Here is a 25,317-nt window from a genome sequence, read left to right as displayed (position 1 = left end):
AGTGAAAACATCCGTTCATAAAATGAATCGATTGACACACTCTTTTTTCATGGGTTAACATTTACTTTACCGACTGTTCAGTAAAGTAGGTGTTTTTTTTATGTCTAAAACCAAAAAAAGCAAATTTTTGATGCAGCTGCCAGTACGATTTTAAAAGAAAGGTTAAGCCAGCTCACCCTTCAGCAGGTGGCAGAGCATGCAAATATGACCAAAGCCGGTCTGCTTTATCATTTTTCAAGCAAGGAAGAGCTCATCCAACAAATGAATGAGCATGCGATTCTTTGTTTTCGTCAGCAGCTCGAGACGTATCAAGAAACATACAAACACGAAAAAGCGCCTTATGTACGCGCATATATATTGGCCACATTACATGATTTAGATATGCAGCATACGACCCAGCTATGTACAAGTATGCTGGCTACGATGTCATTTGATGATGCGCTGCTGCAACCTTGGCGTGATTTTTATGCGGAGTTCAAAGAAAAAGCATCTGAGGAAATAAGCGATCCTGCACTGAGTCAGCTGATCCGCCTTGCATGTGATGGGATATGGTTTTCAGAAATGTTTCAGCTAGAACCGCTGAAAAGAGAGGAAAAAAACCTTTTACTTCATCGGATTTTACACCTATTAGAGGAGGGATGATCATGATCCTCGGATATCTTTTTTTGGCTGTGGCCATTTTTTCAGAAGCCATTGGCGCCGCGATGTTAAAATTATCTCATGGCTTTACGCGCTGGAAGCCTAGCGCGGTTGTTGTGGCTGGCTATACACTTGCTTTTTATATGCTGTCATTGACGCTCAATATCATTCCGCTAAGCATGTCTTACGCAACATGGTCTGGGGTTGGTACGGTCCTCACGGCTATTTTTGGCGTGCTCTTTTTCAAAGAAACCTTGAACAAAAAAGCAGTCATTGGCATGGCGATGCTTGTCTCAGGGGTCGTACTATTGAATATGTCATAAAGGATGTGAGAGATCATGAAAGGAATGCTCTACTTAACAGGAGCCATTTTAACGGAGGTTTTTGGCAGTACAATGCTGAAGCTTTCTCAAGGCTTTACGCAGCTGCTGCCGAGTATTGGGGTACTGATCGGATTTGGCTGCGCCTTTACTTTCCTCAGTTTGGCACTAAAAACCATTGAGCTTTCGTCTGCCTATGCAACCTGGTCTGGCGTTGGAACAGCCCTTACCGCTCTTGTAGGACTTGTGCTGTTTAACGAAACCATCAGCACGAAAGGCTTCATCGGCCTTGCACTTGTCATCTGCGGCGTGATTGTCTTAAATCAGTCCAAGAAGCAACAGAACGAAACCAAAGCACAACTCGATCAAACCGAATGGACGTCATAAAAAAAGTCATTTTCTCCATATTTCAAGAGAAAATGACTTTTTTGTTTTTAACGGCCGACTTGAATGGTTTCTTCTAAAGAAATGTTCACATTCCCCTGAACAGCTCTTGAGATCATACATGAGCTTTCGGCTTTATGCGCAAGCTTACGAGCAAGCTCAATTTCATGTGCAGAAGCGGACTCTTTAAGGGTGATGACAGGTCGATGAATGATTTCCTCATAAGTAAACACACCATTTGTCACATCTACGACGGCTTCAGAGCTCATCGATAGATCCTCTTTCTCTAATTGACTCCGCTCCATCATGGCTGCAAGTGTAATGATATAACACGTAGCCGCTGCACCTAAGAGCATCTCATCTGGATTGGTTCCAACACCAGGACCGTCCATTTCCTTTGGAATCGAAATCTTTGTTTTTAATTGTTCACATGCGATTGTACCCACATCGTTACGCAGACCAGGCCAGCTTGCCTGAAGATGAAAATGATGACGCGCCATATCCGTCTCTCCTTTTGTTATCACTGTTCATAGTGTAACAAGAATTCCCCTGCTTGTCTTAGCATGTGCACGGCCCTTATGTATATTCTTCATCCAGCACTGTCCGAATCGCCCTGACATAACGATAGAATGTTTCGTTTTTTGTACTTGACCGCCTCCGAAAATCGAAACTGTCAAATAAAGCTTCACGCTGACTTCTACTAATCTCAAGCTGCACACTCTGCCCTGTTTTTGTAAGATTATTAATATTATGATTGCTTGTCCCGCTCAGGGTTGCGTGTGCGACAGCTAGTTCAGCAGAAAACCCGTTCCGCTCTAATGAGTTGACAATTTTCTCTGCACGGTCGTAATCTGTTCCGCCGACGAGAGTATGGTCAATTCCTTCCTCGCCTTTGTATCCATGCACTGCTAAAATGTAATCATGTGCTTTTGCCTGCGCGACGCCGATTGGCTCATCAAAGTTTGTACTTGTAATATGAAGTTCTGATGCATTCTCTCTTAGACCTTCAAATAAATACGTCGAAAAATCGTTGTCAAAAAAATGGACGATCTCGCTCACACCGCCTTCGATCCTCCCGCCATGAGGTGACATCACAAGAAGGCGGCTGCCGGGCACTGGGTTGGCTGTAATGTTATAGCTGCTCGTTGATTCGTTTTCTTCAAGTTCTTTAAAATTTCGATAAATATCATTTGAACCGCTTTCGTCTTCCCCACCTGATGACACTGGCTCATCATGTTCCTGTGCTTGCATGGTATAATAAACGCCCCATCCGATCGCAAGCAGGAGAAGCAAAGCAAAAAACTTCTTCATTCCCGTTCTCCTTTAACAGATTTCTAAGCCGTTTCTATGATTTATATTGAATCATCATTTCTTATCATTTTTTCCACATTTTCTCTTCACGTTTGATCATAACACTCTAGATCATGAGATTCCTCAAAAATAAGATAATTGCATTTATATACACAGAAACGCCTCTCCTCTTTGAAAACAGAGTTAGAATAGTATGACAAACAAATGACGTTATGTTTAATATGACCTAGTCCTATCCAGTCTGTTTTCTTTAATTCGGCTTTTTTTGATAAGGATTTGATGTTTTCCATCTGTCACGCATCACATTTATATGAGCATTGACCCTGTCCACAGCCCTCCTTTTTCTGCAAAATCCTTTGTTTCACTGGTTCTCTCAGAAGAACTCTCCCACCTATCATCGGCAGATTCTATATGATTTCCACCTTTTTCTATTATTTTACAAAATGTAAGCGCTTTTCTTTTTTTAAAAAACATAAGCAAGCCGCCAATATAAAGAAAAGGAGGGACAAGAATCCGAACCAAGCAGTTCTCATTCTCATAACGTAAGAGTGTACGAGAATGGATAGCTGAATGGAGGGCATCACATGTTTGGATTTTCTATGGTGCAAATGGTCAGAACACATGCTAGTAAACTAGATCAGCCTTTAAGAGAGACCGTTCTTCACCTTTATAAACCTTTTAAATGGACGCCATGCTTTCTTCATCGTTTTTTCGAAGGCAGGCTGAAGAAGAAAAAGAAGCTTCGTGTGATCATTGAATTTAAGGAAGGTGCAGCCGAAGCAGAGATTCAAAGCACAAAACAGCTCATGAAAAAAAGCAGAAAAACAAATATAAAACGGCATTTTTCACATATCGACTGCTGCGCTGCTGATCTAACGCCTGCTGCTTTAGAGGAGCTATTAGCAAATGGGGAGCATATTCGTAAAATTTATTTAGACCGGAAAGTTCATGCGCTGCTGGATGTAGCCACACAAGCAAGCCATGCTGAAGAAGTCATCCGAAACAGGACAACTTTAACCGGAGAAGGAATTACGGTCGCTGTCATTGACACAGGAATTTATCCGCATGAAGATTTAGATGGAAGAATTCGAGATTTTGTGGATTTCGTCAAACAAAAAACAAAGCCTTATGATGATAATGGCCACGGTACTCACTGCGCGGGAGACGTCGCGGGAGATGGAGCCGCTTCAGACGGCTTATACAAAGGACCTGCCCCAAAAGCAAATCTGATTGGCGTGAAAGTGTTAAATAAACAAGGGGCTGGATCACTTTCTACTATTATAGAAGGTGTTGAATGGTGCATACAGTTCAACGAAGACCACCCTGATGATCCGATTCATATTATCAGTATGTCGCTAGGCGGCGCTGCCCAGCGTTATGATGACGAACAGGACGATCCAATGGTGCGTGCTGTCAATGCGGCTTGGGATCAAGGCATTGTTGTATGCGTCGCTGCAGGAAACTCTGGTCCTAACAGCCAGACAATTGCAAGCCCTGCTGTCAGCCAAAAAGTCATTACGGTCGGAGCCTACGATGACAGGAATACACCAGAATCAAGTGACGATGTCGTGGCACCGTTTTCAAGCAGAGGGCCAACTGTTTATGGGGAAGCAAAGCCTGATATCCTCGCACCAGGCGTAAACATCGTTTCTCTCAGATCACCAAGATCCTTTCTGGATAAACTCGATAAATCAAGCAGAGTCGATGAGGATTATACAACGTTATCTGGCACATCGATGGCAACACCGATTTGTGCTGGTATTTGCGCTCTACTGTTAGAGCATTCACCGGATTTAACGCCAGATGAAGTCAAAACCCTGTTAAAAGAAAATACTGGCAAGTGGTCTGGGGATGACCCGATGATTTATGGAGCAGGTGCAATTGACGCAGAAAAAGCAATCAAAGAATAAAGAAAAAAGCCCTTTACGTTTATGCGTAAAGGGTGTTGTTTGTCTCATTTTTAAGTGTGAAGTCTTTCATCTACTTGAGCAGCTGACATGTTATGCTTCGTTCTCATACATCTCATCTCCTTTTTGAATGTGCGTACGCGCTTCGATCACAATCTCAAAAAAAGTGGAGGATTCCTTGTACATGTCGCGTTCCTTATAATAATTAGCCGCATCAAGTGCTAATTCCTCTAAATCAGCAAACATTTTTTTATTTCTCAGACCAAAAAGGGCCGACCTCAATTGCTCACAGCCGTCTTTCTCTATATAGAGCGCCTGCAAAAATTGGAATTTCAACTGATAAATTTCATCTTCCAATACACAAGCCTCTTTCATTCCTGTAGATATGGCCTCGCCCGCCCGCTGAATATCTCCGAGTTTAAAACAAGTAAGGGCAAGTGAAAACAATGATTTGATCATCGTGGATGCTTGATCTTTCTGATAAAGTGAGATGGCTTGTTCAAAAAAGGCAGTCGCTGTATGGTACGTTCCCATACTATAATGGCAAGTGCCTAAGTTATTAAGAGCCATTGCTTTAAAGTAAGATGTGCATTCTTTTTGTTCCATCGCTTCACAGACCTTTAACGCTTTTTCTAAATAAGGAAGCGCTTTTTGATACTGATTAACATCAATCCAATTACCTGCCATGACAAAATCACATTGAATGCTTCTTTTTCCATAAAGCTGATGTTTCTTGTAGATGTCTCTTGCCTTTTTAGCGTAGTGCATGGAGAAATAGGTTTGTTTCATATGATAGTATACTTCTGCGATTTTATAGTAAAATTCTGCTTTTTCAATCTCATCTGTCACTAAAATCAGTTGATGTTCAGCATGCTTGTAATATGAAATGGCCTCGATATAGCGGCGCTGGATAAACGCATACATTCCATGAAAAAAATGAAAATAATAGCCGAGTAAGCCTGTCATCTCATCTTCTGCATCGTCAATTTCTTTAGGAAAGGACACTGCTTGAAGCGTTTCACTCCCTGCATGGACTGGCGCTAAGTGCTGAAGCATCATTTGATGGCGAAAATCCATTAGAGAATAGTATAGGAGTAAATCTTGATCCTCTTCCATATCATGAATTTCTTCTTCAACAAGGCGCTTCATGCCGTTTGCCTGTTCAACTTCAAATTTGCAAATATGCGTGTACCATTGATTGATCTTTACACCTACTTCGGAAGATGGTATTTTGTGTGCCATCCACTTCAGCCCCATTCTATCATATCAAACTGATAACTATTATTTTACATAATTTATGTTTTTAAGGCAAATTGTAAGTTATTACATATTTTATGTTCAAATCGCATATTCCTATCTTTTTTACCAAGTTTAAATAGAGTACTTTTGCCCATCAAAATTTTATTACGAAGAAGGGTCGAATTCTCTGAGCACTTCTTTTAACGCATTAATATAGCGTCTGAATGCTTTTTTCTTTCCCTTTCTCGTATCAAAATTGTCAAAAAAAGCTTCTCTTTGCGCTGTACTAATTTCGAGCTGAACGCTTTCACCACTCGCATTTCGATTATTTATATTTTTGGGATCTGTACCAGAAAGCCGTTCGCCTTTTTGTACCATTTCTGCGGAAAATCCCCGATCTTTTAGTTCTCGTACAACTGCTCTTTGCATTTTTTCATTTGTGCCGCCAACGAGCGTGTGTCTTTTATCACTTTTATAGCCGTGGATGGAAATTGAAAAAGGATACGTTTTAATCATTTGAACCAAAATGGGTTCATCAAAATTGGTACTCGTGATATGCAGGTCCCGGTTATTGTCTTGCTTTGTACCTTCAAACAAATACGTAGAGTAGCTTTCTTGAAAGGCTTCTACAATTTCACTTGTTCCTGGTTCAATGTCACCTCCATGAGGAGAAAATACGAGTAAATCACTTCCGCCCTTTTCGTGAAATTCTATCTCATAACCGTCTCTTTCATATCGCATGAGCTGTTTAAAGTTTTCATATTGATCGCCTTGTTTTCGCTCTTTTTGATACTTTTCTACCTCTTGATGATGCTGCTTTTGCTCTTTTTTTTCTTGAACAGAATGGCTGCATTTCACCATTAAAAGAGTACACAGAATAAGAAAGATGAATCCACATATTAGTAACCTTTTCATTTCACCGCTCCTTTTTTCTCTTAGGTGTCATCTTACCGCAATATTTTACTATCAATGGCTTAGAAAATTCAAAGGTTGTCCGGCTCATTTGAATGAATCAGGAGAAGTTACCTGTTTTTAATGTTATCTAGGTATTTCAGAGGTCTTTAAATTTTTGTTGTGAACGTACAAACTAAATCGTATGACCTCATTTCAATTTTAGTTAAAACCACCTACAAAAATGGCAATATTACTCTTTTCTTCAAACAAAAAAGCTGTAAACAAAAGGAGTGCCCCCTTCAGTTTACAGCTAGTCTCTGTATATCATCATTACATTCTTAATTCATTCTCTAAAGCTGTCATCACTTCATCTTGCGTCAGTCCCTGTGCAAGTGAAATCTCACTTACTAACATGCCTCTTGCATCTTCAAGCATCTTCTTTTCACTTGAATTTAATGCTTTCTTCTGATTTCGTCTCATTAGATCTTTGACAACGTCTGCACCATCTTCGATCGCACCTGTTTTTAGCTTTTTCAGATTTTCATCATATCTTTGCTTCCAAGTAAGCGTGTCGTCGTTTGTTTCTTCTGCAAAATTGTTCATCACAACTTTCAGCGTTGCTTGATCTGCTACCGGACGTATACCTAATTGATTGATTCTGCCTTTTGGGACCATCATCTGCATATTCGGCATTTGAATCAGGAAATATTCCTGCGTCTTACCTAAAATCTCTTTTTCTTCCATTCCTTCAATCACACCGGCTCCATGCATTGGATAAACAATTTTATCACCTATTTGAAACAAATCCGCCACCTCCGAAAGTATTCACAATATCATTATAACACATTTCATCAGAGGATAAAAATTTATATTTTATCATGTTAATTTAGCACTAGTCAATTCTTTTTATTTGAGTTTTTTCAGAAAAAGGCCTTTTTTTATAAAAGAAGCAAGAGCATCCAGTCCTCATGACTCTTTCTTGCATATACTAGCATTGAGTCACATTTAGGAGGGATGACAATGTGCAAATGCAAGTGCAAACATTCCCACTCACACTGCCATAAAAAGCATGACGATCATTGCCATGAGGATCCATGTAAAGAAAAAAAGTTTTGTCATAAAAAAGATAAATGGTTTGAGAGCGATTTTTGGGATACCTCTCGAAGCTACGATCCCTGTTATTTTCCTAAAAGTGTCTGCAGCAGATGTAAAAAGCGTCGCAGAAGAAGACACAGCTACACAATTTAAGGCTTGACGCTTTACCTGCTTTTCCTTTTCCCGGCTGAAAGGCCGGTTTTTTTCTTTTATATGGATAGGCTCATGAAGCAGATCTGTCTCATAGGATATGGCAACCTGACATAAAGGATGAGATATACATGAACGATATGAACAGCCAAATGAATCATTATCACCAAGAAAATCCCTATCACCAAGAAAATCCCTATCACACATTTGAAAATGTGTATACAGCCAATCATGAGCATATGGTCGCGCCAAACATGCATGATCATATGAATATGCCAAACCATTATCATAGCGGCAAAAAAGATGTGTATAACGCGCACCATCCACATCATCACTCAGTTTATTCACCGTTTCCAAATCAGCATGATACCTTTTCAAAGCATGGTCAAATGAAGGACCATCATCATCTAGGCCATTATGGTGGATACGGGATGATGCCACACCATCCATATGGTTATCAAGATATGCATATGATGATGCCAACAAACCAGCAAATGCCAGGCCATTATTATGGAATGAATCAACCAAATGCGCTATTTTCCCGCTATTACTAAAGAATGACAAAATAAGGGTATAATATCCCATTTAATACCATATGGTAATATGGTAACATTATAGGTAAATAATGGGTGTAATCATCTATTATTTACCTATATTCAACAAGGGGGAAGGAAAAAATGAAAAAAACGTGGACGATTCTTATGATGGGGATGCTCACATTGGTTATGGCACTGTCAGTACCGCTTTCTGCATCTGCTGAGGAAGCCGGCAAAGCAACAACCAATGCAAAACCAGCTGCACTTTACGCAAAAATTACAGGAGCAAGTAAGCAGGAATGGTCTTTTTCTGACATTGAGCTGACGTACAGCCCAAATTCTGTTCTAAGTCTTGGTGCGGTTGAGTTCACTCTGCCAAAGGGTTTCCAAGCAACAACTAAAGACATTATGAACGGTAAAGCATTAAAAGACAGCTACATTTTGAACAACGGACAAACCGTTCGTATCCCGCTCAGACTGGATTTACTTGGAATTTCCAAATATACATTAAAGCTTTCACATAAAGTACTCCCTGCTGCAGGTACATACACGTTCCGTGCAGAAAATCGAGCCATCAGCATCGGTTCCACATTTTATGCAGAAGATACGATTGATATTAATACACGACCAGTTGTGGTCACACCGCCAGATCCTTGCGGATGCTAAATAAAAAAGCGCTCTGATTAGAGCGCTTTTTTTATATCACATCACCCGTTTAAACATCTTCTCCATTTCATAAGTGGAGTGATGAATGATGATCGGCCGGCCGTGCGGACAGGTGAATGGGTCCTTCGTTTGCCGAAGTTCATCTAATAAGGCTTTGATTTCATCATGACGCAAATGACGATTTGCTTTGATTGAGCCTTTACAGCTCATCATAATCGCCGCTTCTTCTCTCAGTTTCTTGATATCAACACGTTTTTCATCAAGCACTTGCTCTATAATCTCTTCGATCAGTTCAGCCTCTTCACCTTTTGGAAACCACTGCGGATGCGACCGAACGATGTAGCTACCTGAACCAAAGGGCTCTAAGAAGACCCCCACTTTCGCTAGAATATCCTTATGCTCTTCAATGATCAGCATATCGTTTTTTGAGTAGTGAAATGTTAAGGGGACGAGCATTTCTTGCACTTCCTGCTTGATCTCTCCCACCTTCTCACGATAATACTCATACTTGATTCGCTCTTGAGCCGCATGCTGGTCGATGATATAAAGACCTCGTTCATTTTGAGCCAAAATATATGTGCCGTGCATTTGTCCAATTGGATACATCACAGGGACGCGCTCATTTTCAGGAATTGTTTCTGTCATTTCTTCGTGCAGTACCGTCTCTTCATATTCAAGTGAAGCGGCGGATTCCTCTAAATGAACACGCTCAGATGAGGCTTCTTCATAACATACTGGTGATGATGCTTCTGTCTTCTCTTGTTTAGGCATTCCGTATGCATCGGTATGACTTGTCTCGTATACGATCGATTCGAGCGGCTCCGGCTGATAAGTTAGCGGTGTTTCCGCTGGGCTTTGATTTCCTTGTTTCGCATCGAAGGTTAAGGATTGCTGCTCATTTTTCACAGCTGGCATTGGTGCTTTTTTTGGTACTGAAGCACTTGGAATGAGCTGCTGCTTTTGAAATACTTCCTTAATTCCTTGTTTAATCAGCTCATGAAGTTCCTGCTCTTTACTTAGTCTCACTTCAAGCTTCGAAGGATGAACGTTCACGTCCACTAGAATGGGATCCATCTTCATCTCAATAAATGTAATTGGATGGCGGCCAATCGGAAGCAGCGTGTGATACCCTTCATGGATGGCTTTCACGAGCGGAAAATGTTTGACATATCGGCCGTTTACAACAGAAGACATATAATTCCGTGATGCCCTCGTCACTTCTGGTAAGGAAATATATCCTTTCACTTCAAAATCAAGTGATTGTACGTGAAGCGGCAGCATTTTTTTAGCCACAGCTGTCCCGTAAATGGCTGCAAGTACATGACGTACATCTCCGTTTCCATTCGTCTGTAGCAGGATTTTCCCTTGATGACGCAAACGGATCGAAACTTCGGGATGAGCTAACGCAATTCGATTGACCACATCCGATATGTTGCCAAGTTCCGTATGAACGGTTTTCATGTATTTTAGGCGGGCTGGCGTATTGTAAAATAAATTGGTGACCACAATCTCGGTGCCGCGGCGGCCAGAGGTTTTTTTCTCTGAAATAATCTTCCCGCCTTGCAAAGCTAAGTGTGTCCCAGCTCCTTCGCCAGTACTTGTTTTCATTTCTAGATGAGAGACGGACGCAATACTTGGCAGCGCCTCTCCTCTGAATCCGAGCGTTCTGACACGAAACAGATCATTTTCGTCTTTGATTTTACTCGTTGCATGACGCTGGAAGGCGAGCTTACAATCTTCAGCATCGATTCCAACACCATTATCAATAATCCTGATAGAAGAAAGACCTGCTTCTTCTACATCGATTTCAATCACTGTACTTTTTGCATCGATCGCATTTTCCACAAGCTCCTTTACAACAGAAGCCGGACGCTCAACCACTTCACCTGCAGCAATTTTATTGGATAGGTCATCGGATAACTGAATAATCTTTGCCATTTCTGCTCACCTCACCTTACATTATAATTTCTTTTGCAATTCATACAGCTTTGTCATTGCTTCAAGCGGCGTCATATCCATTAGGTTGAATGACTTTAATTCGTCGATGACCGCTTGATCCTTCTGTTTTAGCGCAGCTTTCGGCTGCGGTTTTTCTTCTACTTCAAAGAAAGATAGCTGCTGTTTTTCTTCAGCCTTTTCTGCTTTTGGTGCTGCAGATACGGTTGGGGTCACGTCATGTGATCCGCTCTCAAGCTCCGTTAAAATAGTCTGGGCTCTATTAATGATGGCATCAGGCAATTCAGCAAGCTGCGCTACATGAATACCATAGCTTTTATCAGCTGCACCTTCTTTGATTTGATGTAAGAAAACGACCGTGCCTTCATGCTCTTCAGCTCGCACATGAACATTTTTCAGCTCGCTTAATTGAGATTCAAGGACAGTGAGCTCATGGTAATGTGTAGAGAATAGGGTTTTAGCCCCAATATGATCATGAACAAATTCAATGATCGCCTGCGCAAGAGCCATTCCATCATAAGTGCTTGTCCCGCGTCCAATTTCATCAAATAAAATCAAGCTGTTTTTCGTAGCATGCACCATCGCATTTTTTGCTTCGAGCATCTCTACCATAAAAGTACTTTGACCAGAAATCAAATCATCTGCTGCACCAATACGTGTAAAGATTTGATCGAAGATTGGAAGCGTCGCCTTTGACGCAGGCACGAAGCAGCCAATCTGCGCAAGAATCGAGATGAGCGCCATTTGTCTCATATACGTACTTTTCCCTGACATATTCGGTCCAGTGATGAGTAAGGTTTGTCTGCCTTTTCCCATATGGCAGTCATTCGGTACATATTCCTGGTGATCCAGCACTTTTTCAACGACAGGGTGACGGCCATCTTTGACATCCACATCATCCTCTGAGAATTCCGGCCGGATATAACGGCGCTTTTCACTGACAGTCGCAAAGCATTGAAGCGCATCAAGCTCGCTCATTTGTTTTGCAAGCAGCTGTAATCTAGGAATATAGCCTTTTACTTGCTCCCTGAGAGCTGTAAATAGTTCATATTCCAATTCGTTAATATTTGATTCTGCTTCAAGAATCAGTGCTTCTTTTTCTTTTAATTCAGGTGTGATATACCGCTCTGCATTGGCAAGCGTTTGTTTTCTTTCGTAACGCCCTTCCTCCAGCAGATGTGTATTTGCGCGTGTCACTTCGATATAATAACCAAACACTTTATTAAACCCGACTTTTAAGGAGCGAATGCCGGTATATTCTCTTTCCTGCTGTTCAAGCCGTGCAATCCAGTCCTTTCCGTTTCGGCTGGCATCACGGTATTCATCTAATTTTGCATTGTAGCCATCTTTAATCAGATTGCCTTCTTTTATCGTCATCGGCGGATTTTCATGAAGTGCATCTTCTAATAAATCAAGGAGGTCACCACAAGGATCAATCTCATTCGCTCTTGATTTTGCCATTTCCTCTGGTAATGAATGAACGAGTTGTTTAATATCCGGTACTTGTTTTAAGGATTCTTTGAGCTGGATGAGATCACGTGCATTCACGTTGCCAAATGCCACGCGGCCCGCTAAACGCTCAAGATCATATACTTGCTTTAATCGTTCGCGCAGATCCTCTCGCTCAAAGAAATGATCCATCAGAATTTGCACCATTTCCTGACGCTCGTTAATTTGCGAAAGGCGAATGAGCGGCCGGTCGATCCATTGCTTGAGCAGTCTGCCGCCCATCGCTGTTTTTGTTTCATCTAACAGCCATAATAAAGAGCCCTTTTTGCTTTTTGAACGAATCGTTTCTGTTAATTCAAGGTTTCGTTTTGAGTAAAGATCGATTTTCATCGTTTGTTCAAGCTCAAATACTTGAACTTTCTGAAGATGGTCCAAGCTTCTTTTTTGCGTTCTTCTTAAATAGGCATATAGTGTTAAAAATGCTGTTTTTAACTTTTCATCAAGATGGGAAATGAGCTGTTCAGCTTCATCTAATAATTCATCACTATCTTCGTATGAAATGGTCGCTTGGCAGCGTTCTTTAAGGGTTTTGATTGTTTCCTCATCCAGCTGCTTTGACACCACAATTTCTTTTGCACCGACAGAATAAATTTCTGATACGACTTCATCTAATCGATCGATGAAAGCCGCCATGTTTTCACCTGTTGATAAATCAGACAGCGCAAGACCGTACCCATTTTGAAAGCTGGTAACAGACGCAATAAAGTTGTTCTCGTTTTCACTTAAACCTTTACCATCCATGACGGTTCCTGGTGTAATCAGTTGAACGACTTCCCTTTTGACTACACCTTTTGCCGTTTTTGGGTCTTCCACCTGCTCACAAATGGCGACCTTGTAGCCTTTTGAAATCAACTGTTCTATGTATGCAGACGCAGAATGATAAGGAACGCCGCACATTGGAATTGTGCCGCCGTCTCTGCTTGTTAACGTAATTTCTAGTTCTTGCGCGGCTTCCTTTGCATCATCAAAAAACATCTCATAAAAATCGCCTAGGCGAAAAAATAAAAAGGCATCTTGATAATCTGCCTTGATCTTTAAATATTGTTGTATCATGGGCGTATAACTTGCCATATTTCTAATCCCTCACTATATTACTTTCGAATTCATACCATCTCTAATTATAGCATAAAAAATCACCTTTTTTCTCCTAGATCAGGCACAAAAAAACTAGGGGGATATGCGCCCTAGTCATTCATTACTCTTCTGTCTCACCTGCTAGGAATTCTGGATGAATATCCTCTAACTCCTCATCCACTTCTTCTTCCCACTCGTGATCATCTTTTTCTTTCCAGCTTGAATCGACCTCTACGACAATTTTTGTTTCACCGACTACCTCAGCAATGAATTCACGCTCTGCCTGAACGATAATTTTATTGCCATTTGGAGAAATGGTCACTTCTAAGCAATTGGGCTGCTGCAATACTTTCGCAATTACTTCGTGCTCATCATCAAGGAAATTCTTATCTTTATATCTCAGTTTAATGATGTCTACATACTTCACACGCTCTGTGACGACTTCTGTTTTCGTGTTGTCGGCGTAAGAGTACCATACGTTAATATCAAATGTTCCTTCGATCTCAACGGTTTTACCGACCTTTTCAGCATCATACTTATGATTAATGATCCAACCACCTAGGATGCTGGTTGGTTTTTGCGATGGAGAAATGGTGTGTGTGCTTTGGGTGAATTTCCTCCCTTTTGCAACCACCGCTTTTGTAATAATTTCTCTGTATTCAGACATTCCGGCATGCCTCCTTGTTCTTGATCGTTTTATCTTATGCTGGGCATTCGTCTAGTGTGTCACGATTTTGAACTTCATGTTCAATTAAATTCATTTCTGTTTCAGTGTATGCATGGTCGCCCATAAACTTGCCTTGAAAATTGGAAAAGTTGGAGAGTGAGAGGTTTGGAGACGATGAAGCATGAAAAAGAATGGATAGTGCTTTTCAAAAAATGTTAATATGAAAGCAAAAAACCCCGCATCTGCGGGGTTTTCTCATTTAATGGAGCAACTTGGTGATGAGTTTTTCACTTTTGAACCGGTTTCTCCTAATAAGAGGTCACCGCCGGTTGAAAGAATGATTTCATCTGTTACTTGATTCGAAATCGTGTGCGCTACAAGCTGAAGCAGGGAATTGACTTCCATTTGTGATTCTTTGAATTCTTGAATCACTGGGATGTCATCCAGTTCTTCTTGCAGGGCATCGATTTTTTCTTCGACTTGCTTTAAGGCTTCATGTTTGCCATAATGCTTTAAGTTCACAGCTTGTTTTTGAAGCGCCTTAATTTGATTAATGATCGTTGAAATTTTTGTATTTTCATTGATTTGCGCTTCTGCTTTTTTGAAGAAATCAACTTCTTCAGTTTCAGAAATCATTTTAGCGAGCTCTCTTGCGCGCTCGACAATCTCTTTCTTTGAATAAAGTGTCATTTTAATTCACCTCGATAGCTTCTCCAACCATTTCTCCGTCAAGAGACCAAGTTTTGGCTTGTGTGATTTTCACTTTGACGATGTTGCCAATCGCTTCTTTTGGTGCTTTAAAATTCACAAGCTTGCTTTTACTTGTATATCCGGCTAGGATCTCAGGGTTGTTTTTACTTTCACCCTCTACTAATACTTCGACAATCTGCCCTTCATATTCCTTCATTTTTTTCGCAGAAATTTCATTCACAAGTGCATTTAGGCGCTGCAGACGTTCTTTTTTCACACGCATTGGCACGTTGTCTTTCATTTTCGCTGCAGGCGTTCCTTCTCTTGGAGAATAAATGAATGTATAAGCAGCATCAAACTCAACCTCGCGATAGAGGGAAAGTGTTTCTTCAAACTGCTCATCTGTTTCATTTGGGAACCCAACAATAATGTCCGTTGTTAATGAAGCATTCGGCATAGCTTCTTTGATTTTGCGCACAAGATCAAGGTAACGCTCACGGTCATATTTTCTCGCCATAAGTTTCAGCACAGAAGAACTTCCGGATTGAACTGGCAGGTGAATATGATCGAGAAGGTTTCCGCCCTTGGCAAGCACTTCAATTAAGTGATCATCAAAATCACGCGGGTGGCTTGTTGTAAAACGGATACGCGGAATATCAATTTTTCGCAGCTCATCCATCAGGTGGCCAAGACCATATTCCATATCTTCAAAATCTTTTCCATATGCATTCACGTTTTGACCAAGAAGGGTAATTTCCTTATATCCTTCTGCCGCTAAACGTCTGACCTCTTGAATAATTTCATCTGGGCGGCGGCTTCTTTCCTTGCCGCGCGTGTAAGGCACGATACAGTATGTACAGAATTTATCACAGCCGTACATAATGTTCACCCAGCCCTTGATTTTACCTTGACGGGCTCTTGGAAGGTTCTCAATCACGTCGCCTTCTTTTGACCAAACCTCAATGACCATTTCTTTTGAAAGGTAGCATTCAGATAACAGCTCTGGCAGGCGGTGAATGTTGTGCGTGCCAAAAATCAAGTCAACAAATGGGTGTTTCTTCAAAATACGGTTCACGACAGATTCTTCTTGTGACATACATCCGCAGACACCTAAAATTAAATCTGGCTTTTCACGTTTTAATGCTTTTAAATGTCCAAGCTCTCCAAACACTTTATTTTCTGCATTCTCACGAATAGCACAAGTGTTTAATAAGATGACATTTGCATCTTCCGTTGAGTTTGTTGGTTCATAGCCAAGCGCCATAAAAATACCAGCCATCACTTCTGTGTCATGCTCATTCATTTGACAGCCATATGTGCGAATATAAAACTTGCGGCCGTTTCCTAACCCTTGAAACTGCTCGTCAATTTGAAATTGATTGTATTCAACTTCTTCTTTACCCCGTTTTTTTGCATCTTTTAAGGAAGGCGGAATGTACACAGCTTCAAAATATTTGCTGTAGTCCTTCTCGGATTTTTTGTCCGATGAACTCACTTGTCCGCTCGCTTTTCTCTGCTCTTCATTCATGAATTTGTACTCCTTTCAAACCAAGTTCCACCCTACAGTATAGACTATTTTGTGATGAATTGAAAATAAATCATATACGGTTCTTCTATGAAAATTGCCAATTAGTCATAGCCATTTTTCACAAAAGAAAAAGAGAGCCTGCGCTCTCTCAATCAAGTATGTTTAGTTTTTTTGCTTCTTCTTCAATGATTGTCAGTGCCCGGTCTAGTTCTTCTTTTGTGTGCTCGGCTGTGATGATGGCTCTAATTCTTGCCTTGCCTTTTGCTACAGTTGGGAAGGCGATGCCTTGGGCAAACACGCCTCGTTCTATTAAAGTCTTTGAGAAACGAAAAGTAAGTGCTTCGTCTCCAATCATGATTGGGATAATCGGTGTCTCTGTTGGAGCGACTTGAAATCCAAGGCTGATGACTTTTTCTTTAAAATAATCGGCGTTCTCCCAAAGTGTATCGATTCGCTTCGGTTCATCTAACAGCACTTCAATCGCTTCTTCACACGCTCTAGTCACAGCTGGCGGATGTGAGGTGCTGAATAAAAACGGTCTTGCTTTATGTTTTAGATAATCAATTAAAACCGCTGAACCAGCCACGTAGCCGCCGAGCACTCCGACAGCCTTGCTAAGTGTCCCGACCTGAATGTGCACTCTGCCGTCGAGTTTAAAATGGTTGACCGTCCCGCGGCCATTCTCGCCAAGCACGCCCGAGGCATGCGCATCGTCTACCATCACAAATGCATCATATGCTTCTGCGAGCCTGACGATCTCAGGAAGTGGCGCGATATCTCCATCCATCGAGAACACACCATCTGTAACGATGAGGCGGACGCGGTAATTCATTGATTTCTTCAAAATCTTCTCCAGCTCTTCCATATTAGAATGACTGTATACTTTCTTATCTGCTTTGGTTAATCGGATTCCATCAATAATGGAGGCATGATTCAGTTCATCTGAAATGACAATATCATCTTTTGTCAGGATACTGGATAAGACCCCTTGGTTGGTCGTAAAGCCTGATTGGAACACAAGAGCAGCTTCTGTCTTTTTAAATGAAGCAAGCTTTTTTTCAAGGCGTTCATGCATTGTCATTGTGCCGGCGATGGTTCGTACGGATCCTGTACCCGCACCGAATTCATCAATCGCCTCTTTTGCTGCTTTCATCAGCCTTGGGTGCGAGGTGAGGCCTAAGTAGTTATTTGAGGAGAGTTGTATGACAGATTGTTCATTTAATGTAACAGTGGATGATTGTTTTGAGTCGATCTCTTTCAAAGTTTGGTGGGTGCCTTGCTGCTTCATTGTGTCCAATTCATCTTGTAAATACGTGAATTCTTTCATCATTTCTTCCCCCTTTGATATGATGGCATCATCAGTACGACTTTTCCGCACGTACCGCTTTGCATAAGTTCAAATCCCTTTTCGAACTCTTCAAATGGCAGTGTATGAGTGACAACTGGCTTTACATCAATGGTATTCGTTCTTAACAGCTCAGATACTTGACGCCACGTCTCAAACATTTTTCTCCCCGTGATCCCTTGCACGGTTAATCCCCTAAATACAATTTGATTCGTAATATCAATTGTCACTGGTCGTTCTGGCAAGCTTAGTATATTGACTTTTCCTCCATTTGCACAAGCTTCGAGTGCTTGATTAATGGCAGCTGGATGACCTGACATCTCACACATCACGTCTGCCCCTTCCATCCGCGTGAGCTGCTTAATCATCGCGACTGGATCATCTTTTCCAATATCTACAATATGATCTGCACCCATTTTTCGGGCAAGATCGAGCCTGTATTCATTTTTATCAACAGCGAACACTTGAACAGCCCCGGAGGCTTTTGCGACAGCAATTGCCATTAAACCGATTGGTCCGCAGCCAAAAATCGCCACTGACTTACCTGAAACAGGTGTGTGCAGTACAGTATGAACAGCATTTCCTAGCGGCTCTTGTATAGAGGCAAGCTCAACCGGCATTTGGGCTGGATTGTGCCACACATTTTGTTCAGGTACTTTGACATATTCAGCAAAACAGCCATCAATGTCTACCCCTAAAATTTTCGTTTCACTGCACAAATGCTGCTGCCCTGTTAAGCACATATAACATTGATTACATACAACATGCGTCTCAGCCGATACAAAGTCCCCTGCCTTTGCTCGTGAGACCTGCTTCCCCACTTTAACAACTTCCCCTGTAAATTCATGTCCAAAAATGCAGGGCGCTTTGACTCTTCCCTTAGCCCAGTCGTCCCAATTATAAATATGCACGTCTGTTCCGCATATCGAAGTGGCTTTCACTTGGATCAAAACTTCATGATTTTTGATTTCTGGAATCGGCATCTCCATCAACGCCGCTCCGTAAGCGCTTTCTTTTTTAACAATTGCTTTCATCGTTCCACACATGACGTACAACCCCTTTGTTAAAAAACTTCTCCCAATCAGATTTTAACACGTCTTATTTTAGTCGTAAATACCACTGTCCACCAGATAAACACAAATGAACACCCCACATATTTTTTTGGATATTTTTCTAAAAAAAAAAGCAAATCTCCTTTCGATCGGAGATTTGCTTTCATCGTCAGCGTTTCTTTGAAACGGCAACATATAGGGCTGGCACAATGAATAATGTCAGAATTGTTGAGAAAAACACACCTGATACAATGCAGATTGCCAGCGGCTTAAAGAGTGGATCATGACTTAATGCAACAGGCATTAGTGCAACAAGTGCCGTAAATGCTGTTAAGAGAATCGGCTTAATCCTTGCTCTTCCTGCTTCAATGACAGCTGTCTGTTGATCAAACCCTTGCTTGCGCCGCTGCTCAATAAATTCGAAGAGGACGACCGCATTTCGGACGACAATACCAGCCAATGAGACAATTCCCATTGTTGCCATAAAGCTGAATGGTGTTTGTGTAACAAATAGTCCGATAATGGCTCCTGATACGGCTAAGTAAACCGTTCCTAGAACTAACAGCGGAAGCATCAATGAATTGAACTGGAATGCGATGGTCACATAAATGAGCAGCAAGACAACTGCAAATAAGAGGCTAATTTCAATAAAGAACTGGGTCTGATTTTCATTTTCTCCACCTTGTGAAATGGTCAAATCCTTCGCTGCAGAACTTTTTCCTACTTGATTGACGACTTCTTTCATATCGTCTTTAAACGAATCTGATGCACCGGGATACGCCTTCAGCGTAATGGTCGGCACTCCATTTTCATGTGGAATGCTTTCGTACTGCTCTGTTTCTTTTTCTTTTACATATCGGCTAAGCGGCTCAAGTTGAGGCATACCGCCTTCATTTGTCTTCACAGGCACATTCATTTCTTTTAGCTTTAAACCATTTTGATGTGTGCCTGTATCCTGTTTCACCACTAAATCGATATCATTTGTTCCTTGTTGAAAGGTACCTAATGGAATCCCTTCTGTCACAAGACCAAGCTGTCTGCTGACAAATTGAGCACTGAGCCCATCCTCTGCCATTCGCTCGCGGTTTAATTCAAAGGAGATCGTTTTCACCGGCTGATTGACATCGTCCGTAATCAAGCTTGCCCCTTTGTCTTTCATTTCATTTGTCAGCGTTTCTTTGACATCAATGAGCTTTGAAAAAGATTCACCCGCAACCGTTACTGTCACTGGTGCTCCAGCTGGCGGCCCTTGAACAATGGTTTTCATAAAGATTTCTGCCTCATTGAATTTCTCTCGCAAAGGCTCAGTCATACGATCTATCAATGCCTTACTAGTTATCTGATCATTGTCTACTCTCACAACAACTTGACCGGTGTGGTCACTTGCATTTGAAATACTTTCATTAAACAGGTTCGGCACACCGCCGCCTGCAAAAATCGCCGTTTCTTCAATGCCTTTTTGCCGTTTGATCTCTTGTTCTATTTTCTTTAGTGTTTCATTTGTTTTGTCTAGTGTTGTTTCACTTGGAAGTGTGACAGTGACGACCACTTCTTTCTTATTCGCCGCAGGGAAAAATTCAAATGGTGTGACGAAAATAAGTAAAAAAGCAAGCGTTGCAACGAGCAAACCACTTAGTCCAATAACGAGCGGCCGCTTCACAATGTTTGTCAGCACACGGTCTGCATAGAAATCAGCCAGCCTTTTTAATGGTTTCCCTAGGAATCCCGGCTCTTTTTGACTGTTTTTGTTCTTTCTTTTCCGGTTGTTCACAGTATATTGATAGACCGGTACAAGTGTCAGAGAAATCACCATGGATGCAAGCACAGTCGTAACTAGAACAGACGGTAATGCCCGAATAAATGAACCGTTTGCACCTGATAGGAAAACAAGCGGCAGGAAGGCAAATACAACAGCTAGTGTTGATGTCAAAATGGATCCTGCGACTTCTTTCACTCCTGCAATTGTTCCTTTAAGCGGACTTTCGTATTTTTTCATTTGTCTTAAAATATTATCATTGACGACAATGGCATCATCGACAAGTATCCCTAAGGCAATAATAAAGCCGATGATCGAAATTTGATTGAGGTCCACTTGTAAAAATGGCAGCGGAATCGTTCCAATTGTAATCGATAGCGGAATGGCTAGTGAAACGATAAACGCCCCGCCAATCGTTAGTCCAAGTGTGGTAACAATTATGACAGCAATGACCGCAACAATGGCTTCTTTTATTAAATCATTGAAAATGGTATCCACTTCACTTTTTTGTGAATAGTAGTCTACCCACTCCACCCCGTTTGGCAGCTGCTTTTCTTTCTCAATGACATCACTGACTTTGTCATACATTTTAGGAATATCAAGCCCTGGTTTAATATTCACAGTAAATGAATAAGCGGGCTTTCCGTTATACGACACAATATCACTTTTCTGTTTTTCTACTTCTTTTAAACTGCCAAGCTGACTAATTGTGACCGGCTCTCTTTTCGTTTTAGAAAAAAGCTCAATCTTTTTAACCTGATCTAAGCGGTCATATGTATCGATGGACAGCTTCACCTTCTCTTTGCCTGCCCGAATATCGCCTAGCGGAGATGTGTCAAATTCCTGATTGATGGCATTTGTGACATCAGTTACATTGAGCCCTTCACCCTCCAGCTTGTTTGAATCTAAGTTTAATATCGCTTGTTTGTCATTGAAGCCTTTGATAACGACACTGTCTACCCCTTTGATGTCCTCCACTTTTTCCTTCAATGCACGCAGCGATTTCTGACTCTTTGCTAAGTCCGATGATTCACTCGACACAATCATATAAGAACCAACCGGCACGCTGCCAAATTCATCCTTTACTTCCGGCTCCATCACCCCATCAGGAAAAGACGACGCAGCACTTGTGGTTTCATTCTTAATTTGACTTGCCGTCTTTTGAAAGTCGGCTTGGTCCTCAATTTCAATCACAATATTTGAGAAACCAACGGCTGAAACCGAGCTCGTTTTCTCTACACCGTTGATATCAGATAGGGCTGATTCCAGTTTATTGGTGACATCTCTTTCCACCTGTTTTGCATCTGCACCAGGAAAAACGGTAGAAATCGTGACGAGATTCGCCTCGAATTCTGGCAGTTCTCGTTTAGGAAGCTGCGCGAATAAATAGCCGCCAGCAATGAGAACGATAAAAAATAAAATAAAAACTAGCTTTCCTCTTTTCAAAAAAGCTTCGAACATTATTTCACCTACTTAAATATTTATTTTTGATGAAGTAAATTCAACTTAATCTTAATTTATCATCATGGTGAAAAAATGCAAGCTCTAATATGTCATTTTTATCTATTTCACGAACTGAATATGTTATATAAGAAATGTATAGCGGTAAACAAAAACAACCTGCTTACATGATGTAAGCAGGTTGAAAATAATAAAATTAGAATTATCGTGGCTCAACAATCAATTTGATGGCTGTTCTTTCTTCTCCATCGATCAGAATGTCAGTAAAGGCTGGAATGCATATCAAATCCACTCCGCTTGGCGCGACAAATCCCCTTGCAATGGCGACAGCCTTAACCGCCTGATTCAGTGCTCCAGCGCCGATTGCTTGTATTTCCGCTGCACCGCGTTCACGTAAAACGCCGGCTAATGCTCCTGCTACTGAATTCGGATTTGACTTTGCTGAAACTTTTAAAATTTCCATTTCTGCTCCCCCTTAAATTTACAATGGATAAGTGAGTGTTCATTAGAACAATCTTTGTTAGATGATGCTATTTTTTTGAAAATCCATCCCCAAAATGTTTTTCAAAAATAGCAGGCTACCTACCATTTTTACTATATTCACGATAGAGGGCGCATATTCCTTCTTTCTGATTAATATTTTTCTGAAATAAATATGTGAACATTTATTCAAAGAAAATATGGTCATCATTTATCAAAATTCGATCAATTTTGACAGCTTTTTTCGACTGTTCGTCAATTTCTACGATTACTGCACTTAACGTCGTGCGGCCTTCTGCAATTTCAAACCGGACTGGGAGACTTGTTTTGAATCGTTTAATGATCGTTTCTCGGTCAACACCTAAAATGCCATCATAAGGTCCTGTCATCCCGACATCTGAAATATACGCAGTTCCTTTAGGCAATACGCGGTTATCTGCTGTTTGAACATGTGTATGCGTTCCAACGACACATGATGCACGGCCGTCTGTATACCAGCCCATCGCCTGCTTTTCACTTGTGGCTTCACCATGAAAATCAATAAAAATAAACGGTGTCCGTTTGGATGCTTCCGCAATTAATTCATCTACTTTTTGAAATGGGCAGTCAATTGGCGGTAAAAACGTACGTCCTTGCAGGTTGATGACAGCCAGTTCTTTTCCTTGTTTTTTAATAAAGGTGAGACCTTTTCCAGGTGTGCCTTCTGGGAAGTTAGCAGGTCGGACCATATTTGCTGCATCATCGATGAAATCGAAAATGTCTCTTTTATCCCATGTATGGTTACCCATTGTGAGCACATCAGCTCCTGCTTGCAGCAGCTCATGATAGATTTTTTCAGTTAGACCTTTCCCGTGAGCAGCATTTTCTCCGTTGACAATAGTAAAGTGCGGCTGATATTTTTTCTTCAGCTTTGGCAAGTATTCTTTCAGTGTGTCTCTGCCAGGTGAACCGACGATATCTCCAACAAATAATATTTTCATGCGCTTTTGAACCCTTTCTCTTTTAAATTGATCTTCTTATCAGTGTTGCATATTTACACAAAAAAATAAAGCGGCGCTAAGCGCACCGCTCTATTTTGCATACTCTACTGCGCGAGTTTCTCGAATGACTGTCACTTTAATGTGACCAGGGTAATCGAGCTCGTCCTCAATTCGCTTACGAATATCCCTTGCTAGACGGTGAGCTTCAAGATCATTAATTGAATCTGGCTTCACCATAATACGTACTTCACGTCCAGCCTGTATCGCAAACGATTTTTCAACACCTTCATAAGATTCAGAGATATCTTCTAATTTCTCAAGTCTCCGAATGTAATTTTCAAGTGTCTCACTTCTTGCACCAGGGCGTGCTGCAGATAATGCATCAGCTGCCGCAACAAGAACAGCGATAATAGATGTCGGTTCTTGGTCACCGTGGTGAGAGGCAATACTGTTGATGACAACAGGATGCTCTTTATATTTCGTCGCAAGCTCAACGCCAATTTCTACGTGGCTTCCTTCTACCTCATGATCAATGGCTTTTCCAATGTCATGCAGAAGACCTGCTCGTTTTGCAAGCTTTGCATCTTCTCCAAGCTCCGAAGCCATGAGACCTGCAAGATGTGCAACCTCAATTGAATGCTTCAGGACATTTTGTCCATAACTTGTACGGAATTTTAAGCGGCCGAGAATTTTGATCAGATCCGGATGCAGACCGTGAACTCCGACTTCGAATGTCGTTTGCTCACCCATCTCGCGGATATAATCATCGACTTCACGGCGTGATTTTTCCACCATTTCTTCAATTCGTGCAGGATGAATGCGGCCATCCTGGACTAGCTTGTCCAGAGCTATCCTCGCTGTTTCACGTCTAATCGGATCAAAGCCCGATAGTATAACAGCTTCAGGTGTATCATCTATGATCAAGTCAATACCTGTTAACGTTTCTAACGTACGGATATTTCGTCCTTCACGTCCGATAATACGACCTTTCATCTCATCATTTGGAAGATTGACTACAGATACCGTTGTTTCAGCCACATGATCAGCTGCACAACGCTGTAACGCAAGTGAAAGAATGTTTTTCGCCTTTTTGTCAGCCTCTTCTTTCGCTCGGTTTTCAGATTCTTTCGTCATGACTGCAATGTCGTGGGAAAGCTCATTTTCAACTTGATCCAGAATGATTTGTTTCGCTTCATCTCGAGTTAGACTTGAAATACGTTCCAACTCGGCTTTCTGCAAACGAATCATATCATCCACTTTGCTTTCCATCTCTTCAATATGTTGTTGTCGTTCATTCAGAGAATGATCTCTCTTCTCCAACAGGGACTCCCGTTTATCTAAAGATTCGTCTTTGCGATCAAGATTTTCCTCTTTTTGAAGTAAACGGTTTTCTTGTCTTTGAAGCTCATTTCGTCTTTCACGAACTTCTTGCTCCGCCTCTACACGAAACGAATGAATTTCATCTTTCGCTTCCAAGAGCGCTTCTTTCTTCAATGCTTCCGCATCACGCTTTGCATCCTCAACAATTTGTTCGGCCATGTTTCTTGCGCCGGATATTTTTGCTTCTGCAATGGTTTTACGAACAAAGTAGCCAACAACTAAACAGATTAGGCTCAGCAAAATGGAGATGATCGTAAACATCGTAGGCGACATATTTTCACCTCCTCTTGCTATGAAC

The 25,317-nt window shown here is 41.3% G+C and carries 22 protein-coding genes; 6 read left to right on the top strand and 16 right to left on the bottom strand.

Features of this window, described 5'->3' with window-relative positions:
- Positions 1-123: 123 nt before the first annotated feature.
- Genes NSQ34_RS08320 through NSQ34_RS08310 form a run of 3 tightly spaced genes read left to right on the top strand, consistent with a single transcriptional unit; the run spans position 124 to position 1,346 of the window.
- On the top strand, positions 124-642 hold the full coding sequence (locus NSQ34_RS08320; RefSeq protein WP_254001737.1) for a TetR/AcrR family transcriptional regulator: 519 nt from the start codon (positions 124-126) through the stop codon (positions 640-642).
- A 2-nt stretch (positions 643-644) separates the two neighbouring features.
- Positions 645-962, top strand: a complete 318-nt coding sequence (locus NSQ34_RS08315; protein WP_176967422.1) for a multidrug efflux SMR transporter — start codon at positions 645-647, stop codon at positions 960-962.
- Between the two features lie 15 nt (positions 963-977).
- Complete coding sequence (locus NSQ34_RS08310; protein ID WP_034281925.1) at positions 978-1,346, top strand: multidrug efflux SMR transporter; 369 nt, start codon at positions 978-980, stop codon at positions 1,344-1,346.
- 47 nt (positions 1,347-1,393) lie between these two features.
- On the opposite strand, the gene NSQ34_RS08305 is transcribed toward NSQ34_RS08310, so the two are convergent.
- Together NSQ34_RS08305 and NSQ34_RS08300 are read right to left on the bottom strand one after the other, a co-directional pair.
- Entirely contained in the window at positions 1,394-1,843 is a 450-nt protein-coding gene (locus NSQ34_RS08305) for an OsmC family protein (RefSeq protein ID WP_034281924.1), read from the bottom strand.
- Positions 1,844-1,919: 76 nt separating this feature from the next.
- A complete protein-coding gene (locus NSQ34_RS08300; RefSeq protein WP_024427035.1) occupies positions 1,920-2,654 on the bottom strand; it encodes a poly-gamma-glutamate hydrolase family protein in 735 nt (244 codons plus the stop codon).
- Positions 2,655-3,238: 584 nt separating this feature from the next.
- Here NSQ34_RS08300 and NSQ34_RS08295 point away from each other — a divergent pair.
- Positions 3,239-4,564: a S8 family peptidase gene (locus NSQ34_RS08295; protein ID WP_342501067.1), complete on the top strand. Its 1,326-nt coding sequence runs from the start codon at positions 3,239-3,241 to the stop codon at positions 4,562-4,564.
- Between the two features lie 90 nt (positions 4,565-4,654).
- Here the strand turns inward: NSQ34_RS08295 and NSQ34_RS08290 are convergent, their stop codons facing one another.
- From NSQ34_RS08290 to NSQ34_RS08280, 3 genes are all read right to left on the bottom strand, one after another.
- Positions 4,655-5,803, bottom strand: a complete 1,149-nt coding sequence (locus NSQ34_RS08290; RefSeq protein WP_176967423.1) for a Rap family tetratricopeptide repeat protein — start codon at positions 5,801-5,803, stop codon at positions 4,655-4,657.
- A 162-nt stretch (positions 5,804-5,965) separates the two neighbouring features.
- Positions 5,966-6,715: a poly-gamma-glutamate hydrolase family protein gene (locus tag NSQ34_RS08285; RefSeq protein WP_034281917.1), complete on the bottom strand. Its 750-nt coding sequence runs from the start codon at positions 6,713-6,715 to the stop codon at positions 5,966-5,968.
- 309 nt (positions 6,716-7,024) lie between these two features.
- On the bottom strand, positions 7,025-7,498 hold the full coding sequence (locus tag NSQ34_RS08280) for a CarD family transcriptional regulator (RefSeq protein ID WP_024424099.1): 474 nt from the start codon (positions 7,496-7,498) through the stop codon (positions 7,025-7,027).
- A 572-nt stretch (positions 7,499-8,070) separates the two neighbouring features.
- On the opposite strand from NSQ34_RS08280, the gene NSQ34_RS08275 reads away from it, so the two are divergent.
- Together NSQ34_RS08275 and bslA are read left to right on the top strand one after the other, a co-directional pair.
- Positions 8,071-8,493: a hypothetical protein gene (locus NSQ34_RS08275; RefSeq protein ID WP_061109891.1), complete on the top strand. Its 423-nt coding sequence runs from the start codon at positions 8,071-8,073 to the stop codon at positions 8,491-8,493.
- A gap of 123 nt (positions 8,494-8,616) precedes the next feature.
- On the top strand, positions 8,617-9,141 hold the full coding sequence (gene bslA / locus NSQ34_RS08270; RefSeq protein WP_024424102.1) for a biofilm surface layer hydrophobin BslA: 525 nt from the start codon (positions 8,617-8,619) through the stop codon (positions 9,139-9,141).
- Positions 9,142-9,177: 36 nt separating this feature from the next.
- Here the strand turns inward: bslA and mutL are convergent, their stop codons facing one another.
- The 11 genes from mutL to rny form a co-directional block, all read right to left on the bottom strand.
- Positions 9,178-11,079 (bottom strand): DNA mismatch repair endonuclease MutL, encoded by a 1,902-nt coding sequence (gene mutL, locus NSQ34_RS08265; protein WP_061109890.1) that lies wholly within the window; start codon positions 11,077-11,079, stop codon positions 9,178-9,180.
- A 21-nt stretch (positions 11,080-11,100) separates the two neighbouring features.
- Positions 11,101-13,677 (bottom strand): DNA mismatch repair protein MutS, encoded by a 2,577-nt coding sequence (gene mutS / locus NSQ34_RS08260; RefSeq protein WP_176967425.1) that lies wholly within the window; start codon positions 13,675-13,677, stop codon positions 11,101-11,103.
- A 124-nt stretch (positions 13,678-13,801) separates the two neighbouring features.
- Positions 13,802-14,347 carry an outer spore coat protein CotE gene (gene cotE, locus NSQ34_RS08255; RefSeq protein WP_024424105.1) on the bottom strand — a complete coding sequence of 182 codons (546 nt, stop codon included), beginning with the start codon at positions 14,345-14,347 and terminating at the stop codon, positions 13,802-13,804.
- A gap of 255 nt (positions 14,348-14,602) precedes the next feature.
- A complete protein-coding gene (locus tag NSQ34_RS08250; RefSeq protein ID WP_008358013.1) occupies positions 14,603-15,037 on the bottom strand; it encodes a RicAFT regulatory complex protein RicA family protein in 435 nt (144 codons plus the stop codon).
- Position 15,038: 1 nt separating this feature from the next.
- Entirely contained in the window at positions 15,039-16,565 is a 1,527-nt protein-coding gene (gene miaB, locus NSQ34_RS08245) for a tRNA (N6-isopentenyl adenosine(37)-C2)-methylthiotransferase MiaB (protein WP_024427027.1), read from the bottom strand.
- Between the two features lie 148 nt (positions 16,566-16,713).
- Positions 16,714-17,892, bottom strand: a complete 1,179-nt coding sequence (locus NSQ34_RS08240; protein WP_342501066.1) for a glycine C-acetyltransferase — start codon at positions 17,890-17,892, stop codon at positions 16,714-16,716.
- On the bottom strand, positions 17,892-18,956 hold the full coding sequence (gene tdh / locus NSQ34_RS08235; protein WP_326136422.1) for an L-threonine 3-dehydrogenase: 1,065 nt from the start codon (positions 18,954-18,956) through the stop codon (positions 17,892-17,894). Before tdh ends, NSQ34_RS08240 begins: the two co-directional genes overlap by 1 nt.
- A gap of 175 nt (positions 18,957-19,131) precedes the next feature.
- Positions 19,132-22,179, bottom strand: a complete 3,048-nt coding sequence (locus NSQ34_RS08230) for an efflux RND transporter permease subunit (RefSeq protein ID WP_176967427.1) — start codon at positions 22,177-22,179, stop codon at positions 19,132-19,134.
- A gap of 202 nt (positions 22,180-22,381) precedes the next feature.
- The gene (spoVS, locus tag NSQ34_RS08225) at positions 22,382-22,642 is read right to left on the bottom strand and encodes a stage V sporulation protein SpoVS (protein ID WP_003211281.1); all 261 of its coding nucleotides are present in this window, start codon (positions 22,640-22,642) and stop codon (positions 22,382-22,384) included.
- A gap of 202 nt (positions 22,643-22,844) precedes the next feature.
- Positions 22,845-23,639, bottom strand: coding sequence for a TIGR00282 family metallophosphoesterase (locus NSQ34_RS08220; protein WP_024424109.1), 795 nt, complete (start codon positions 23,637-23,639; stop codon positions 22,845-22,847).
- 90 nt (positions 23,640-23,729) lie between these two features.
- Positions 23,730-25,292, bottom strand: coding sequence for a ribonuclease Y (rny, locus tag NSQ34_RS08215; RefSeq protein ID WP_003211958.1), 1,563 nt, complete (start codon positions 25,290-25,292; stop codon positions 23,730-23,732).
- Positions 25,293-25,317: the final 25 nt, after the last annotated feature.

This window comes from Bacillus sp. FSL P2-0069 (genome assembly GCF_038593315.1).
In the GTDB taxonomy this organism is placed as follows: domain Bacteria; phylum Bacillota; class Bacilli; order Bacillales; family Bacillaceae; genus Bacillus; species Bacillus safensis.
Note: the sequence above shows the minus strand (reverse complement) of the source record. Positions and strands in the feature narration are given on the sequence as shown.

Bases quoted from the DNA above. Each gene is read 5' to 3' on its own strand.
- NSQ34_RS08275 (WP_061109891.1), top strand. From the start codon at position 8,071: ATGAACGATATGAACAGCCAAATGAATCATTATCACCAAGAAAATCCC.
- NSQ34_RS08295 (WP_342501067.1), top strand. From the start codon at position 3,239: ATGTTTGGATTTTCTATGGTGCAAATGGTCAGAACACATGCTAGTAAA.
- rny (WP_003211958.1), bottom strand. From the start codon at position 25,292: ATGTCGCCTACGATGTTTACGATCATCTCCATTTTGCTGAGCCTAATC.
- NSQ34_RS08300 (WP_024427035.1), bottom strand. From the start codon at position 2,654: ATGAAGAAGTTTTTTGCTTTGCTTCTCCTGCTTGCGATCGGATGGGGC.
- NSQ34_RS08310 (WP_034281925.1), top strand. From the start codon at position 978: ATGAAAGGAATGCTCTACTTAACAGGAGCCATTTTAACGGAGGTTTTT.
- tdh (WP_326136422.1), bottom strand. From the start codon at position 18,956: ATGTGTGGAACGATGAAAGCAATTGTTAAAAAAGAAAGCGCTTACGGA.
- mutS (WP_176967425.1), bottom strand. From the start codon at position 13,677: ATGGCAAGTTATACGCCCATGATACAACAATATTTAAAGATCAAGGCA.
- NSQ34_RS08220 (WP_024424109.1), bottom strand. From the start codon at position 23,639: ATGAAAATATTATTTGTTGGAGATATCGTCGGTTCACCTGGCAGAGAC.
- NSQ34_RS08305 (WP_034281924.1), bottom strand. From the start codon at position 1,843: ATGGCGCGTCATCATTTTCATCTTCAGGCAAGCTGGCCTGGTCTGCGT.
- NSQ34_RS08315 (WP_176967422.1), top strand. From the start codon at position 645: ATGATCCTCGGATATCTTTTTTTGGCTGTGGCCATTTTTTCAGAAGCC.
- miaB (WP_024427027.1), bottom strand. From the start codon at position 16,565: ATGAATGAAGAGCAGAGAAAAGCGAGCGGACAAGTGAGTTCATCGGAC.
- mutL (WP_061109890.1), bottom strand. From the start codon at position 11,079: ATGGCAAAGATTATTCAGTTATCCGATGACCTATCCAATAAAATTGCT.
- NSQ34_RS08285 (WP_034281917.1), bottom strand. From the start codon at position 6,715: ATGAAAAGGTTACTAATATGTGGATTCATCTTTCTTATTCTGTGTACT.
- NSQ34_RS08230 (WP_176967427.1), bottom strand. From the start codon at position 22,179: ATGTTCGAAGCTTTTTTGAAAAGAGGAAAGCTAGTTTTTATTTTATTT.
- cotE (WP_024424105.1), bottom strand. From the start codon at position 14,347: ATGTCTGAATACAGAGAAATTATTACAAAAGCGGTGGTTGCAAAAGGG.
- NSQ34_RS08290 (WP_176967423.1), bottom strand. From the start codon at position 5,803: ATGGCACACAAAATACCATCTTCCGAAGTAGGTGTAAAGATCAATCAA.
- spoVS (WP_003211281.1), bottom strand. From the start codon at position 22,642: ATGGAAATTTTAAAAGTTTCAGCAAAGTCAAATCCGAATTCAGTAGCA.
- NSQ34_RS08240 (WP_342501066.1), bottom strand. From the start codon at position 17,892: ATGAAAGAATTCACGTATTTACAAGATGAATTGGACACAATGAAGCAG.
- NSQ34_RS08250 (WP_008358013.1), bottom strand. From the start codon at position 15,037: ATGACACTTTATTCAAAGAAAGAGATTGTCGAGCGCGCAAGAGAGCTC.
- bslA (WP_024424102.1), top strand. From the start codon at position 8,617: ATGAAAAAAACGTGGACGATTCTTATGATGGGGATGCTCACATTGGTT.